Consider the following 14,336-nt stretch of genomic DNA (forward strand, 5'->3'; position numbering starts at 1 on the left):
ACCGTGCCCCCGTTGATCGCCGGGCGGGCCGGTGCCCGTCGGCAGTCTTCGTCGAACCGCTGTGCCGCGGACGGGAGTTGCGTTCGGTGCGGAGAGCATCCGTCCGAATGTCGCACCGAGAGGCATCGTACCTGCGGGGCAGTACCGGGCCGAAGGGTGCCGCACGACAGGTTCTCCGAGGTGGGAGCAGATGGGGCGCACTCGACTTGGTGACTCAGGGTGAACGAATCACGCCTCGGAGCGTCCGAAAAACGGCTGTGGGCAGAACGAAGCCCCCGATCACGGGGGAACAACCGGGGGCTTCGCGTCTGCGGGGCGGCCCCAAAAGGCCGCACATTCAGAAAGTAAGTCCTGTACGGCCCCCGGGTCAAGCCGAGTTGGGGCACTCAGGCAACTTCTCAGATGTGGGTCTTCACAAGTTCAGCACACAGACGCTGGCCCGTCACGGTCCGTGACGGAGAGGCTCTTCGCTGACGTCGCAGCAGGTCCCTGGAGTACCTCGTACCCCTCTGAACACTGCAGCACCAGAAGATCGGCGAACGGTTTTGACGGGTCCTTGGTGAAGTGCCGGCGCTCGGCGCGGACCCACCCCTCCCAGAACTCGTTCTGCGCCGAACCGTCCCTCCGCCGCCCGCGCGCCCACGCGTCCTCGTCGGCCAGCTCCATCCACAGCAGCCGCGCCAGCCACGGCCTGAGCGCGCGACGGCCGGCGCCCACCCCCTCGACGAGGATCACGGGCGCCGGCGGCAGGGCGCGGTCCGGTCCGAAGCCGCGGGTGTCCCAGTCGTACGGCCGGTAGTGCGCCGTCGTACCGTGCGACAGCGGCTCGACGACCTCCCGGAGCAGCCGCCCGGTCCAGGCGAAGAGTTCCTCGTGCGTGGCGATGTCGTCCAGGTGGAGCACGGGAGCCCCGCCCAGCGCCTCGGCCAGCCGCCCCGCGAACGTGGTCTTGCCCGAGCCCGCGTGCCCGTCTACGCCGATGAGCCGGACGGGGCCGCAGGAGGGCGGCAGCCGGTGCAGCCGGGAGGCGAGGGCGTCGAGGTGAATGAGGGATCCCTTGGTGCGGTGCGGTGCTGCTGGGCTTCACTCTACCGAGGTCACCCTCGGGTGACCGGGGGAGAAGATGCCGTCGTCCTGTCGCGGGCATGCCAGTGGTATCGACCAATATTGGTCGGCGCCGCGACCCGCGAAGTGCTGGCAGAAGCCGTGATCGCGAACCATAGTTGCCCCCACACCCACGCATTGGACCTGCCCGTTCCGGACACCTGGGGGTCACCCGCCCATGACCAGAGCTGAACAGCCGTCCCGCAGAAGCCTCCTGGCCGTGGCGGTCGCCGCGGCCACCGCGGGCGCCGCGAGTCCGGCGGCGGCAGCCGCCGGCTCGACGGCCGGCCCCGCGAGAACCCGGACCGCCGCCCCGTCGAAAGCCCCGTCGCGCCTCGTGGACAACCATGCCTGGACCTCGTACACCGACTGGCGCGGTGGTACCGCGGCTGGGACCCGCGCCGTGCCGGGGGTGCGGCCGGGTCTGGCGATCGGGACGCCGGCGGGCCGGACCGACTACAAGGACCCGCACACCGGTACGACCGCCACCTGGGAGTACGCGCGCTGGACCTCGCCCGTCCACCGCCTCGCCGTCCCCTCGACCGAGGTGATTCCCTCCTGGAACGCGCGGACCCCGGTGGGCACCTGGCTCCAGGTCGAGCTGTCGGGCACGTACTCCGACGGCACGGCGACGCCCTGGTACGTGATGGGCCGCTGGGCGGCCGGGGACCAGGACATCCGGCGGACCTCGGTGGACGACCAGAGCGACGGCAGGAGCAGCATCTGGACGGACACCTTCTCCATCGACGACGCGGCCTCCGGGCTGCGCCTGGTGTCGTACCGGCTGCGGCTGACCCTGTACCGCAAGCCCGGGACCACGGCCACGCCGACCGTGTGGCGGCTCGGCGCGATGGGCTCCGACGTCCCGGACCGCTTCACCGTCCCGGCCTCGACGCCTGCACTCGCGCGGGAGCTGACGGTGCCGCGCTACTCGCAGGAGATCCACGCCGGCCAGTACCCCGAGTACGACAACGGTGGCGAGGCCTGGTGCAGCCCCACCTCCTCCCAGATGATCATCGAGTACTGGGGACGGAAGCCCACGGCGGCGCAGCTGGCCTGGGTCAAGCCCGAGTACGCGGATCCGCAGGTGTGCCATGCCGCCCGGTTCACCTTCGACCACCAGTACAACGGCTGTGGGAACTGGCCCTTCAACGCCGCGTACGCCGCCACGTACAAGGACCTCCAGGGCGTGGTGACCCGGCTAGGTTCGCTCGCCGACCTGGAGACGCTGATCGCCGCCGGAATCCCGGCCATAACGTCCCAGTCGTTCCTCAAGACGGAACTGACGGGAGCTGGGTACGGCACCGCGGGCCATCTGATGACGGTCATAGGGTTCACCGCCGACGGCGACGTGATCGCCAACGACCCGGCCTCGCCGGACAACAGCGCGGTTCGGCGCGTCTACAAGCGCCGCGAGTGGGAGAACATCTGGCTCCGCACCAAGCGGTACAACGCCTCCGGGGCGGTCGTCTCCGGTACCGGCGGGGTCTGCTACCTCTACTTCCCGGCCCGCCCCACGGCCGCCCAGCGGACGGCACTGGCGGCGGTGGGCATTCACTGAGTGAGTGAGAGTGAAGGCTGAGCGACGGCTGAGTGATGTGGCGGCTGTGACAGGGCAGCTGTGACGGGGCTGGTGTGGCGGGTGCCACACCAGCCCCTCACGCGTGACCAAGCTCTCTCCCGCAAAAGCCCGATCCGGTGGCAAGGTGGACAGAACGGTGGGGGGAGTCCACTGCAAGACCGACGTGAGCGAGCTGCCATGACCACGAACTCAGCCACCGCCGGACGTGTCCGTGCCCGTACCGGAGGGCCCAAGGACGACGGCCCGAAGATCCTTGAGCACGTCGTGGGCTGGACGTTCGTGGTGGTGCTCGCGATGCTGGTGACGCAGCTCGGCCTCGTCTGATCGCGGTCGAAGAGAGTCGAACAGGCTGGTGGTGCCGCTCTGCCATACTGCGGGGATCCCGCTCGCAGTTGGAGACCAGGTCCGGAATTGAGTAACCGTCAGCAGAGTGATGCCGACCGCCCCGGAGCGCGCGGCACAGACCGTTCCTTAGCGCGCCGCGCCGAACTCATCGCCATCGGGCGGAAGTTGTTCGCCGACACGTCCTACGACGCACTGTCGATGGACGACATCGCGAAACAGGCGCAGGTCGCCAAAGGGTTGATCTACTACTACTTCAAGTCCAAGCGCGGCTACTACCTGGCGATCGTCCAGGACTCGGTGGCCGAGCTGATCTCCCGGGCGGCGGGCGGCCTCGAACTGCCCCCGGCGGAGCGGGTCCACCGCACCATCGACGGCTACCTGCGCTACGCCGAGAACAACCACGCCGCTTACCGCACCATCATCAGCGGGGGCGTCGGTTTCGACGCCGAGGTGCACGCCATCCGGGAGGGTGTGCGGGAGGCCATCGTGGAGACGATCGCCGAAGGGGCGTACGGGCGACGGGAGATCGGCCCGCTGCCACGGATGGCGCTGCTCGGCTGGCTGTGCAGCGTCGAGGGGGCCACCCTCGACTGGATCCACCACTACAGCCTCCCGCGCGACCTCATGCGCGAGCTGCTGGTGAAGATGCTCGGCGGCGCGATGCGCGCCATCGAGGAGCTGGACGCCTCCTACCCGGCCCCGGGGGCCGCACGCCGGGACACCTGACATCAGTGGAGGGCGGGGGCTCGCCGACCGGCCCCCGCCCTCCACCGAAATGCCCTGCCGCCGAAGCTAGTTGATCGCCTTGATCAGCTCGCCGTTCGACGTGTCACCGCTCAGCTCCCAGAAGAACGTGCCGCCCAGGCCCTGCGCGTTCTTGTAGTTCATCTTCCCGGCGATGGTCGACGGGGTGTCGTAACTCCACCAGTTGTTCCCGCACTTGGCGTACGCCGTGCCGCCGACCGTGCCGGTCGCCGGGCACTTCGTCTTGAGCACCTTGTAGTCGTCGATGCCCTGCTCGTACGTTCCCGCCGCCGGGCCGGTGGCGGTGCCGCCGGGCGTCGCCTGGGTGACACCGGTCCAGCCGCGGCCGTAGAAGCCGATGCCGAGCAGCAGCTTCGAGGCCGGGACACCCAGGCCCTTGAGCTTGGCGATGGTCGCCGAGGTGTGGAACTCCGCCTTCGGGATCCCCGAGTAGGAGTTCAGCGCCGAGTGCGGAGCCGTGGGGCCGGTCGCGTCCCAGGCGCCGAAGAAGTCGTACGTCATCGGGTTGTACCAGTTGACGTACTGGGCGGCGCCCGCGTAGTCCGTCGCGTCGATCTTGCCGCCGGCCGTGGCGTCGGCCGTGATCGCCGAGGTGACCAGCGCGGAGCCGCCGAACTTGGCGCGTACCGCGGACATCAGGTTCTTGTAGGCGGCCCGCCCGCTGGTGTCACAGGTGGCACCGCACGCGTTCGGGTACTCCCAGTCGATGTCGATCCCGTCGAAGACGTCGGCCCACTTCGAGTTCTCGACCAGGTCGTAGCAGGACTGCGCGAAGGCCGCCGGGTTCTTGGCCGCCTCGGTGAAGCCCGCCGACCAGGTCCAGCCGCCGAAGGACCACAGGACCTTGAGGTTCGGGTGCTTCTTCTTCAGCTCGCGCAGCTGGTTGAAGTTGCCGCGCAGCGGCTGGTCCCAGGTGTCCGCGACGCCGTCGACCGACTCGGCCGCGGTGTGCGTCCGCTCGGTCGCCGCGTAGTTGTCGCCCATCGCGCACTTGCCGCCGGTGACGTTGCCGAAGGCGTAGTTGATGTGGGTCAGTTTGGCCGCCGAGCCGGACGTCTCGACGTTCTTGACCAGGTACTTCCGGTCGTAGGTGCCCCATTCGGTGAAGTAGCCGACGACCTTGGATCCGGCCGCCTTCGGCGCGGCGGCCCGCTCGGCGGGGCCGGCGGCGGTGGCCGTACCCGCGCCGGCGAGCAGACCCGCACCCAGAACGGCACAACACGCGGCGGATACGAGCGCCCGGAACCGGACGCGGGGGCGGAGCGAGCTGAACATCGTGTCTCCTCGTGGGGGAGAGGGGAACGCGCGCCATTTGGCATGAACGCGGTGAAGCGTTGGAGCGAAACAGTAGGAGGACTAGACCAGTGCGGTCAATGGTTCGGACCATTCGGTCCAGGAATCCTTTACTCTTGAGTAAGCGGTCGTTAACTGGTGACTCCATGCCGCCGATCGGGCATACTCACAGCGCACAGCCGCTGATCAGCCGCTTCCGTGACCCGGAGGCGCCGAGCATCGACAGTGCCCAGTAAGACCAGGCGGGGCAGCCCCACCCAGGTGTGCGTTCGCCGAAGTGCCCGACAGGGAGGAGAGCGTCGCCATGCCCGACCGCGCCCCGCAGCCGGTGGACCGTCAACTGCCCACGGACGAGGCCCGGGATCTGATCTCGCTCGTCCGCGACATCGCGCAGCGCGAGATCGCCCCGAAGGCGGCCGAGGAGGAGGACGCCGGGCACTTCCCGCGCGAAGTCCTCACGCTGCTCTCGGAGTCGGGGCTGCTCGGCCTCCCGTACGACTCCGAATACGGCGGCGGAGACCAGCCGTACGAGGTCTACCTCCAGGTCCTCGAAGAGCTGGCAGCCGCCCGTCTCACCGTCGGCCTCGGCGTCAGCGTGCACACGCTCGCCTGCCACGCCCTCGCCAACTACGGCACCAAGGAACAGCAGGTCGAGCATCTCCCGGACATGCTCGGCGGCGGCCTTCTGGGCGCCTACTGCCTCTCGGAGCCGTCCTCCGGCTCGGACGCCGCGTCGCTGCGCACAAAAGCCGTGCGGGACGGCGACAGCTGGGTGATCACGGGCACCAAGGCCTGGATCACGCACGGCGGAGTCGCCGACTTCTACACCGTGCTCGCGCGCACTGGTGGCGAGGGGGCGCGGGGCATCACGGCGTTCCTGGTGCCCGGCGACGCGGAGGGGCTGAGCGCCGCGGTGCCCGAGAAGAAGATGGGCATGAAGGGCTCACCCACCGCACAGGTCCACTTCGACGGGGTGCGGATCCCGGACGACCGGCGCATCGGCGACGAGGGGCAGGGCTTCGCGATCGCCCTGTCCGCGCTCGACTCGGGGCGGCTCGGCATCGCGGCCTGCGCGATCGGGGTGGCCCAGGCCGCGCTCGACGAGGCCGTCGCGTACGCCACCGGGCGGCAGCAGTTCGGCCGCCCGATCGCGGACTTCCAGGGCCTGCGCTTCATGCTCGCGGACATGGCGACCCAGATCGAGGCGGGCCGGGCGCTCTACCTCGCCGCGGCCCGGCTGCGCGACGCGGGACGGCCGTTCGCCAAGCAGGCGGCCATGGCGAAGCTGCACTGCACCGACACCGCGATGAAGGTCACCACGGACGCCGTCCAGGTGCTCGGCGGGTACGGCTACACCGCGGACTTCCCCGCGGAGCGTTACATGCGCGAGGCCAAGGTGCTGCAGATCGTCGAGGGCACCAATCAGATCCAGCGGATGGTCATCGCCCGTCACCTCGCGGGTCCCGAGTCGCGCTGAACCTCCCGTAGCCGTACCCGTACATCGCCGAGGGCGCCGCGAGCCGGGCCCACTCCGGATCGTGGCGGCCCGGCAGGGTCCGGCCGCGGTCGGCCCAGGTGCGGAGCATGGCGCGGTAGATGGGGGGATCCAGGGGCTGTTGGTGCGCGTGGGGTCCCTGTGGCCCCTGCGACCCCTGAGGGCTCTGTGAACCCTGGGTTCCCTGAGTTCCCTGGGTCCAGTGAATCCCTTGGGTCCACTGAGTTCCCTGCGTCCACTGGGTCTCCTGTGGTCCTGGGGCTCCCAGGGACCCCAGGGGCCCCTGGGGAACCGATTCTGCCGACGGGGGGAAGGGGATCCGGCGGCGGCGCTCCGCCTCTGCGTATGTGGGGGTCATACCGAGGCCAACGGGTCCACGGGTGGACAAGTCACCGGCGCGGGGATTCGCCAGTGAGTTCGCGGCACGCCCTTGTCCGGGCCGCCGCCGGTCCGCGTGAGGGGCGCACCGGACTCCGGCACCGAACTCTGGCCCCCTGCCGTCTTCTGACGTACCGTCAACTCCGCCGCCGGGGGCCGCACCCCTCCGGGCAACGTCACGCGCCGTACGCCCCGGGAGGCAGCCGATGCCCGACGACCGCCCCGTAGCCCTCGACGAGTACCCCGTGCACCAGGTCCCCCTCTCGATGAAGCACGTGGCGACGGGGGACCGGAACGCCTACGACCGCTGCATCTTCCAGGTCTTCGACCACCAGGGGCGAGCACTGCTCATCCTGGGGCTGGGGGTGTATTCGAACGTCGGTGTGATCGACGCGTACGCGACCCTGCGCACCGGCGACACCCTGCATGCCGTACGCGCCTCCGACGCGCTGGACGACGACACCCGGATGACGATGGCGGTCGGTCCGCTGCGGGTCCTGGTCGAGCGCCCCCTGAAGGACTTCGTCCTGAGCTGCGCGGCCGACCCCGACGACCCGGACGGACTGTCGTACGAGATCACGTGGTCGGCGGACTTCCCCGCGCTGTGGGAGCCGCATCACGTCCAACGCCGGGGAGCCCGGCTCACGTTGGAGGGCCGGCGCTTCGTGCAGGCGGGCCGGTGCGAGGGCTGGATCCGGGTCGCGGGGGAGGAGACACGGCTGTCGGGCGACGGCTGGACCGGCACCCGCGACCGCAGCTGGGGTACGCGCCCCCTGCCCGGCGAGGAGGGCGGCCGGCTCGCCGAGGAGCACCGGACCGAGGGCTTCCACTGGCTCTGGTGTCCCGTCCGCTTCGAGGACCGCTTCCTGATGGTCATCACCCAGGAGGACGCCGACGGCTACCGCACCCTGAACGACGCGACGCTCGTACGGAACGGGGAGCGCGACCGTCAACTCGGCTGGCCCCAGGCCGAGATCACCTACCGGAGCGGAACCCGGCACCCGGAGCGTGCGACCGTCCACCTCGGCGACTTCCGCAAGCCGTCGGAGCTCGGCGTCGAGATCCTCACCTCCTCCCCGCTCGCCGTCGGAGCCGGCTATCCGCCCGCCGACGACTGGCAGCACGGCACCTGGCGGGGACGCGGCTGGACCGACCGGCGTACGTACGACCTTTCGGACCCGGCCGTGCTCGGGCTCGCCGCGTACGGCGTGACCGACCACGCCGCCCGCTTCACTCTCGACGGACAAGTGGGGCACGGGATCTTCGAGCACGGCTCGTTCGGCCGGCACGACCCGAGCGGGTTCACCGGCTTCGACTCGGTCGCGCCGTAGGGAAGTTGAGGCGAGGGAGGGAGCGGAACGATGGCAACGGCACCCCGTCCGCGTACGACCACACGTGACCCGGAGGAACTCGCGCAGCGGCTGACCGCCTGGCTCGCCGGACGGCTGCCCGGTGCCAAGGCGGTCGACGTCCGCGTCCCCGCCTCCAACGGACTGTCCAGCGAGACCCTGCTCTTCGACATCGAGCACCCCGAACCTCCGGTGCGCGCCTGCGCGTTGAGGCTCGCGGCGGATCCGGCGGCGTACACCGTCTTCCCTGTCTACGACCTGCCGCGCCAGTACCGCACCATGCGACTGGTGGCGGACCGCACGGACGTGCCCGTACCGCGGGTGCAGTGGCTGGAGGAGGACCCGGGGCCCCTCGGGGCGCCCTTCTTCGTCATGGAGCGCGTGGAGGGCCGCGTACCGCCGGACGTCATGCCCTACACGTACGAGGGCAACTGGCTGCACGCGGCAAGTGACGCCGAGCGGGAGGGACTTGAGCACGCCTCGGTCGGATTCCTCGCCCGGCTGCACGACCAAGTCCCGGTGCGCGAGGCGGACTTCCTCGCGTCGCCGGGGGACGGCAGCCCCTTGCGGCGTCACGTCGAGGCCCAACACGCCTACTACGAATGGGTGATTGACGGTCTGCCGCGGTCACCCCTGATCGAGGACGCCTTCGACCGGCTCGACGCGCTCTGGCCGCGCGACGAGGGCGAGACGGTCCTCAGCTGGGGTGACGCACGCATCGGAAACGTCATCTACGACGGCTTCGAACCCGCTGCCGTCCTCGACTGGGAGATGGCGGCACTGGCCCCGCGCGAGGTCGACCTCGGCTGGATGATCTACCTGCACCGCTTCTTCCAGGACCTCACCGAGAGCTTCGGCCAGCCCGGACTGCCCGGCTTCCTGCGCCGGGACCGCGTGGAGCCGCGCTACGCCCAACTCACCGGCCACACACCGCGGGACATGGACTTCCACATCCTGTACGCCGCCCTGCGGCACGCAATCGTCATGCTGCGTGTCGCCTACCGGCAGGTGCACTTCGGTGAGACCGCCGTCCCCGCGGATCCGGACACACTGATCCTGCACCACGACAGCCTGCGAGCCATGGTGCAGGGCAGTTACGGGAACTGAGGACCGCTCAGGCGGAAACCGGCCGGGTGGTGCTCAGGCGGCCTGGTCGCGCATCACAGGCACCCGCATGGGACGCGAGCCGGGGCCGCCGACGTGCGAGAAGGGCTGCGTACGCCAGTCGAGCCCCTGAGGGAGCGTCAGCAGCAGGGCGGTGTCCTGCTCCTGAACCTCCATCGTCTCGTCGGCGGGTCGGGCCTCGGCCGCCGTACGGCCCGTACCGGCGCAGACCGTGAGCCCGAACGGGTTCCACGGCGACGCGCACAGCGCGTGCTCCGGCAGGCTCTCCTCGTCCGCGAGGAGCGCGATGGGCTGCGCGCAGTCCGGGCAGATCACCCGGTACATCTCGAAGGTGTCGTACGCGTCGAACTCCTCGGCGTCAGATTCGACGCCCTCCGGCTCGGGCTCTACGACGGGCTGCTGCCGCTTGGGCGCGGTGCGACCAGGGCGCTTCAGACTCTGCATGGGCTACTCCCCCTTGGGTGGGCCGACAAGGCACTGCGACCTCGACCACAGCAAGCACTTCCCGCCCCGTCTCTGCGGTAATCACGAGAACATCACGGAACCGACCGCCGCGATGTGGCGTTCGTCACATGCCGCGTGCAGGTGCCCGACCCGGTGGTTTTGTCCCCCGGGTGTCTCGCCCGCTTCTTTCAGGCCACATCACAAACAGGGTATGACCTGCGCCGCAGAGTACCCGAGCGGATCAAGGGCATGTAGGTTCTCCGCCATGGAGGAGCTGGACCGCCACATCGTGCAGCTGCTCGTCGAAGACGGGCGGATGAGCTACACCGACCTGGGCAAGGCCACGGGTCTGTCCACGTCGGCCGTGCACCAGCGGGTGCGCCGGCTTGAGCAGCGCGGAGTCATCCGCGGCTATGCCGCGGTCGTCGACCCGGAGGCCGTCGGGCTGCCGATCACGGCCTTCATCTCGGTGAAACCGTTCGACCCCAGCGCCCCCGACGACATCGCCGAACGACTGGCCGACGTCCCGGAGCTGGAGGCCTGCCACAGCGTCGCCGGCGACGAGAACTACATCCTCAAGGTCCGCGTCTCGACACCGCACGAGCTGGAGGAGCTCCTCGCGCGCGTGCGCACGCTGGCGGGCGTTTCGACACGTACGACGGTGGTTCTCTCCACGCCGTACGAGGCCAGGCCGCCCAAGATCTGACCCCCGTGTGTGGGACCCCCGTGCGCGGGGCGCGTGCGCCGAGGGGCGAGACTGTTCCCCATGAGTGAGAGCACCGCCACCTCCCGAACCGTGCTGCTGCGCGGCGGGGAAGTCCACAGCCCCGCCGACCCGTTCGCCACCGCGATGGTCGTGGAACGCGGGCAGGTCGCCTGGGTCGGCTCCGAGGGCGCGGCCGACGCGTTCGCGGACGGCGTCGACGAGGTGCTGGACCTCGAAGGGGCGCTCGTCACCCCGGCGTTCACCGACGCGCACGTGCACACCACGGCCACCGGACTCGCCCTCACCGGCCTCGACCTCTCCGCCGCGCGCACCCTCACCGAGGCGATGGCCCTCGTACGGGAGTTCGCGGCTGCCCGCCCCGCCGACCGGGTGCTTCTCGGTCATGGCTGGGACGCGTCCCGCTGGCCCGAGCGGCGGCATCCGTGGCGGGACGAGCTGGACGAGGCCACCGGAGGACGCCCGCTCTACCTCAGCCGGATCGACGTCCACTCGGCCGTCGTCACCACGGCACTGCTGGACATGGCGCCGGGCGTACGCCGGGCGGCCGGCTTCGAGGACGGCGAACCGCTGACCCGCGACGCCCATCACGCCGTACGCGCCGCCGCGTTCGCAGCCGTGACGCCCGAGCAGCGCACCGAGGCCCAGCGCGCCGCGCTGAAGCATGCGGCCTCGCTCGGCATCGGCTCCGTCCACGAGTGCGCGGGCCCGGAGATCTCCTCCGAGGACGACTTCACCGGGCTGCTGAGGCTCGCCGCGGAGGAGGCCGGGCCCCGGGTCGTCGGCTACTGGGCCGAACACGGGGACGAGGGCGTGGCGAAGGCCCGGGCGCTGGGCGCGGTCGGCGCCGCGGGCGACCTCTTCGTGGACGGCGCCCTCGGCTCGCACACGGCCTGCCTCCACCAGCCGTACACCGACGCCCAGCACACCGGCACCGCCTACCTGGACGCCGCCGCCGTCGCGGCCCATGTGGTGGCATGCACCGAGGCGGGCCTCCAGGCGGGCTTCCACGCCATCGGGGACGCCGCGGTGACCTCCGTGGTCGACGGAGTCCGCGCCGCCGCCGAGAAGGTCGGCCTGGCCCGCGTACGCGCCGCCAGGCACCGCGTCGAGCACGCCGAGATGCTCACCCCGGAGACGATCGTCGCCTTCGCCGAACTCGGCCTCACCGCTTCCGTCCAGCCGGCCTTCGACGCGCTGTGGGGCGGCGAGGACGGCATGTACGTCGAGCGACTCGGCGCCGAGCGGGCCCGGACGCTCAACCCGTTCGCGGCCCTGCTGCGGGCCGGGGTGCCGCTGGCCTTCGGCTCCGACAGCCCCGTCACCCCGCTCGACCCGTGGGGCACCGTCCGCGCCGCGGCCTTCCACCGCACTCCGGAGCACCGGGTGTCCGTGCGCGCCGCGTTCACGGCGCATACGCGGGGCGGCTGGCGGGCGGTCGGACGCGACGACGCGGGCCTCCTGGTACCCGGCGCGCCCGCGGACTACGCCGTGTGGCGCACCGACGAGCTCATCGTCCAGGCCCCGGACGACCGGGTCGCCCGCTGGTCGACCGACCCGCGCTCCGGCACCCCCGGACTGCCCGACCTCACGCCCGGCGCGCGACTGCCCGTCTGTCTGCGTACGGTCGTGGGCGGACGGACGGTATTCGTACGGCCGGACGAGTGATGTCCCGGGGTGGCGCGGTGTCGATCATGGCCCGGCGCCGCGTCGCGCGACCTGCGTATCCTCCGCGCTGACCAGGGGTTTGAGGGAAAACCCCCAGGTCAAACGGCTGTTGACAGCGAGCGGCAGGTGGCCGGTAGGTTCGGCCGGGTCCACCACCGGACGTCCGACCGGTGAACTTCCGCGCAGTCGCCGCAGCGCAGTTGGGTCAGGGGTGGTGTGCCGCACCGGTACACCACCACTGGGAGCCAGGCCCAGCGCCCGCGCCACGGGGCGAGGGAACGTTCCGGCTCGGATGGTGTGACCCGGGTGGGGCCCGGACGCTCAGTAGACAACGGCTTTCGGTCGACCCGCAGCCAGCGGGTCCCAGGTCGGCCCGAAGGGCGCCGGGCCCCGATCCGCAGTCATATCCCCTTCTGGCCCCCTTCCGGGAACTTTCACGTCGGTGCCTCACCGGCCTGAAGAGCGACGCTCGCTATGGTGGAGCCCCTCGCACGGAAGTCTTAAGGGGAAGCTGTGAACGACGGCGGTGGGCGACAGTTCGGTCCGCTCGGCACGACCTTGGTGATCATCCCGACCTTCAACGAGGCGGAGAACATCAAGGCGATCGTCGGCCGCGTGCGGGCCTCCGTGCCCGCGGCGCACGTTCTGATCGCCGACGACAACAGCCCCGACGGCACCGGCAAACTCGCCGACGAGCTGACCGTCGAGGACGACCAGGTCCACGTGCTGCACCGCAAGGGCAAGGAAGGCCTCGGCGCCGCCTACCTCGCGGGCTTCCGCTGGGGCCTGGAGCACGGGTACGGCGTACTGGTCGAGATGGACGCCGACGGCTCGCACCAGCCCGAGGAACTGCCCCGGCTGCTCACCGCGCTCAAGGGGGCCGACCTCGTGCTCGGGTCCCGCTGGGTGCCGGGCGGGCGTGTCGTCAACTGGCCCAAGTCCCGTGAGTTCATCTCGCGCGGCGGCAGTCTGTACTCGCGCGTCATGCTCGACGTGCCGATCCGCGACGTGACCGGCGGCTACCGCGCCTTCCGCCGCGAGACCCTGGAGGGCCTCGGTCTCGGCGAGGTCTCCTCGCAGGGCTACTGCTTCCAGGTCGACCTCGCCCGGCGGGCCGTCAAGGCCGGCTATCACGTGGTCGAGGTGCCCATCACCTTCGTCGAGCGCGAACTGGGCGACTCCAAGATGAGCCGCGACATCCTGGTGGAGGCCCTGTGGAGGGTGACCACGTGGGGGGTCGGGGAGCGGGCGGAACGGATTCGGGGGCGTCGGAAGGGCTGAGGCCCGGTTGGTTGTGTAGTCCGCCGGCTTGTCCGGCCTTTGGTCCGGCCGGGCCTTTGGTCCGGCCGTCGGGCCGGGCGGCTTGGGTTCACAGGTGGGGCTGACCACGCGTTTATCCCGTACTGAGCCGTGCCCAGGCACACTGGACGCATGACGACTGGCGCTTCGACTCCGCCCCACCCCGCACGGCCCCGGCGCTCCGGCCCGCTCCGGTACCTGCCGCTCGGCATCGCCGCATGGCTGGTGCTGGAGATCTGGCTGCTGATCGTGGTGGCAGGTGCCACGAGCGGCTTCACCGTCTTCCTGCTGCTGGTCGCGGGATTCGTCCTCGGCTCCGTGGTCATCAAGCGGGCCGGACGCCGTGCCTTTCGTGCGCTGAGCGAGACGCTGCAGCAACAGCAGAGCGGGGCGTTGCCGCAGGGCGGTACGAATTCCGAGGGCAACGGTCTGATGATGCTGGGCGGGCTGCTGCTGATGCTGCCGGGGCTGATCTCGGACGCGCTCGGGCTGCTTCTGCTGGTGCCGCCGGTCCAGAAGGGGCTCAGCCGGTATGCGGAGCGGACGTTCGAGCGGAAGATGCGGGAGGCCGGTGCTGGGACGCTCGGGGGTGCGTTTCAGCAGGCGCGTATCCATCGGCCCGACGGGAAGGTCGTGCCGGGTGAGGTCATCCGTGACGAGGAGTCGCGGGACCGCCGTCAGGAAGACTTGGGCCCGAGGCCTCCGCTGAACGGCTGACGCCGAGGGTTTTTCTTCGCCCCCGCCGCCCCTACCCATTCCCGTCCC

General features: G+C 70.6%; 13 protein-coding genes. 10 read left to right on the forward strand and 3 right to left on the reverse strand.

The features are described from left to right. Positions 1-420: 420 nt before the first annotated feature. Positions 421-1,047 (reverse strand): uridine kinase family protein, encoded by a 627-nt coding sequence (locus tag AOK17_RS30145; RefSeq protein ID WP_063997310.1) that lies wholly within the window; start codon positions 1,045-1,047, stop codon positions 421-423. Between the two features lie 235 nt (positions 1,048-1,282). On the opposite strand from AOK17_RS30145, the gene AOK17_RS30150 reads away from it, so the two are divergent. The 3 genes from AOK17_RS30150 (at position 1,283) to AOK17_RS30155 (ending at position 3,757) form a co-directional block, all read left to right on the forward strand. Beyond that, positions 1,283-2,665 (forward strand): peptidase C39 family protein, encoded by a 1,383-nt coding sequence (locus AOK17_RS30150; protein ID WP_055615736.1) that lies wholly within the window; start codon positions 1,283-1,285, stop codon positions 2,663-2,665. A 198-nt stretch (positions 2,666-2,863) separates the two neighbouring features. Beyond that, on the forward strand, positions 2,864-3,010 hold the full coding sequence (locus tag AOK17_RS50245) for an SCO1431 family membrane protein (RefSeq protein ID WP_107102534.1): 147 nt from the start codon (positions 2,864-2,866) through the stop codon (positions 3,008-3,010). 87 nt (positions 3,011-3,097) lie between these two features. Then, complete coding sequence (locus tag AOK17_RS30155) at positions 3,098-3,757, forward strand: TetR/AcrR family transcriptional regulator (protein ID WP_055615737.1); 660 nt, start codon at positions 3,098-3,100, stop codon at positions 3,755-3,757. A gap of 66 nt (positions 3,758-3,823) precedes the next feature. Here AOK17_RS30155 and AOK17_RS30160 read toward each other — a convergent pair whose 3' ends face one another. Continuing rightward, the gene (locus AOK17_RS30160; protein WP_055615738.1) at positions 3,824-5,071 is read right to left on the reverse strand and encodes a glycoside hydrolase family 18 protein; all 1,248 of its coding nucleotides are present in this window, start codon (positions 5,069-5,071) and stop codon (positions 3,824-3,826) included. A gap of 322 nt (positions 5,072-5,393) precedes the next feature. Here AOK17_RS30160 and AOK17_RS30165 point away from each other — a divergent pair, with 322 nt between their 5' ends. The 3 genes from AOK17_RS30165 to AOK17_RS30175 all read left to right on the forward strand — a co-directional run bounded on the left by AOK17_RS30165 (position 5,394) and on the right by AOK17_RS30175 (position 9,418). Beyond that, the gene (locus AOK17_RS30165) at positions 5,394-6,566 is read left to right on the forward strand and encodes an acyl-CoA dehydrogenase family protein (protein ID WP_055615739.1); all 1,173 of its coding nucleotides are present in this window, start codon (positions 5,394-5,396) and stop codon (positions 6,564-6,566) included. A gap of 602 nt (positions 6,567-7,168) precedes the next feature. Then, entirely contained in the window at positions 7,169-8,293 is a 1,125-nt protein-coding gene (locus tag AOK17_RS30170) for an Rv3169 family protein (protein ID WP_055615740.1), read from the forward strand. A 30-nt stretch (positions 8,294-8,323) separates the two neighbouring features. Then, positions 8,324-9,418, forward strand: coding sequence for a phosphotransferase family protein (locus AOK17_RS30175; RefSeq protein ID WP_055615741.1), 1,095 nt, complete (start codon positions 8,324-8,326; stop codon positions 9,416-9,418). Between the two features lie 33 nt (positions 9,419-9,451). On the opposite strand, the gene AOK17_RS30180 is transcribed toward AOK17_RS30175, so the two are convergent. Further along, positions 9,452-9,880 (reverse strand): hypothetical protein, encoded by a 429-nt coding sequence (locus AOK17_RS30180; RefSeq protein ID WP_055615742.1) that lies wholly within the window; start codon positions 9,878-9,880, stop codon positions 9,452-9,454. 265 nt (positions 9,881-10,145) lie between these two features. Here AOK17_RS30180 and AOK17_RS30185 point away from each other — a divergent pair, with 265 nt between their 5' ends. From AOK17_RS30185 to fxsA, 4 genes are all read left to right on the forward strand, one after another. Beyond that, a complete protein-coding gene (locus AOK17_RS30185; protein WP_055615743.1) occupies positions 10,146-10,586 on the forward strand; it encodes an Lrp/AsnC family transcriptional regulator in 441 nt (146 codons plus the stop codon). Positions 10,587-10,646: 60 nt separating this feature from the next. Next, positions 10,647-12,272, forward strand: coding sequence for an amidohydrolase (locus AOK17_RS30190; protein WP_055615744.1), 1,626 nt, complete (start codon positions 10,647-10,649; stop codon positions 12,270-12,272). 513 nt (positions 12,273-12,785) lie between these two features. After that, entirely contained in the window at positions 12,786-13,553 is a 768-nt protein-coding gene (locus tag AOK17_RS30195) for a polyprenol monophosphomannose synthase (RefSeq protein WP_055615745.1), read from the forward strand. Between the two features lie 150 nt (positions 13,554-13,703). Beyond that, on the forward strand, positions 13,704-14,288 hold the full coding sequence (gene fxsA, locus AOK17_RS30200; protein ID WP_055615746.1) for an FxsA family membrane protein: 585 nt from the start codon (positions 13,704-13,706) through the stop codon (positions 14,286-14,288). Positions 14,289-14,336 lie beyond the last annotated feature (48 nt).

The sequence above is a fragment of the Streptomyces phaeochromogenes genome, assembly GCF_001418655.1.
In the GTDB taxonomy this organism is placed as follows: Bacteria; Actinomycetota; Actinomycetes; order Streptomycetales; family Streptomycetaceae; genus Streptomyces; species Streptomyces phaeochromogenes.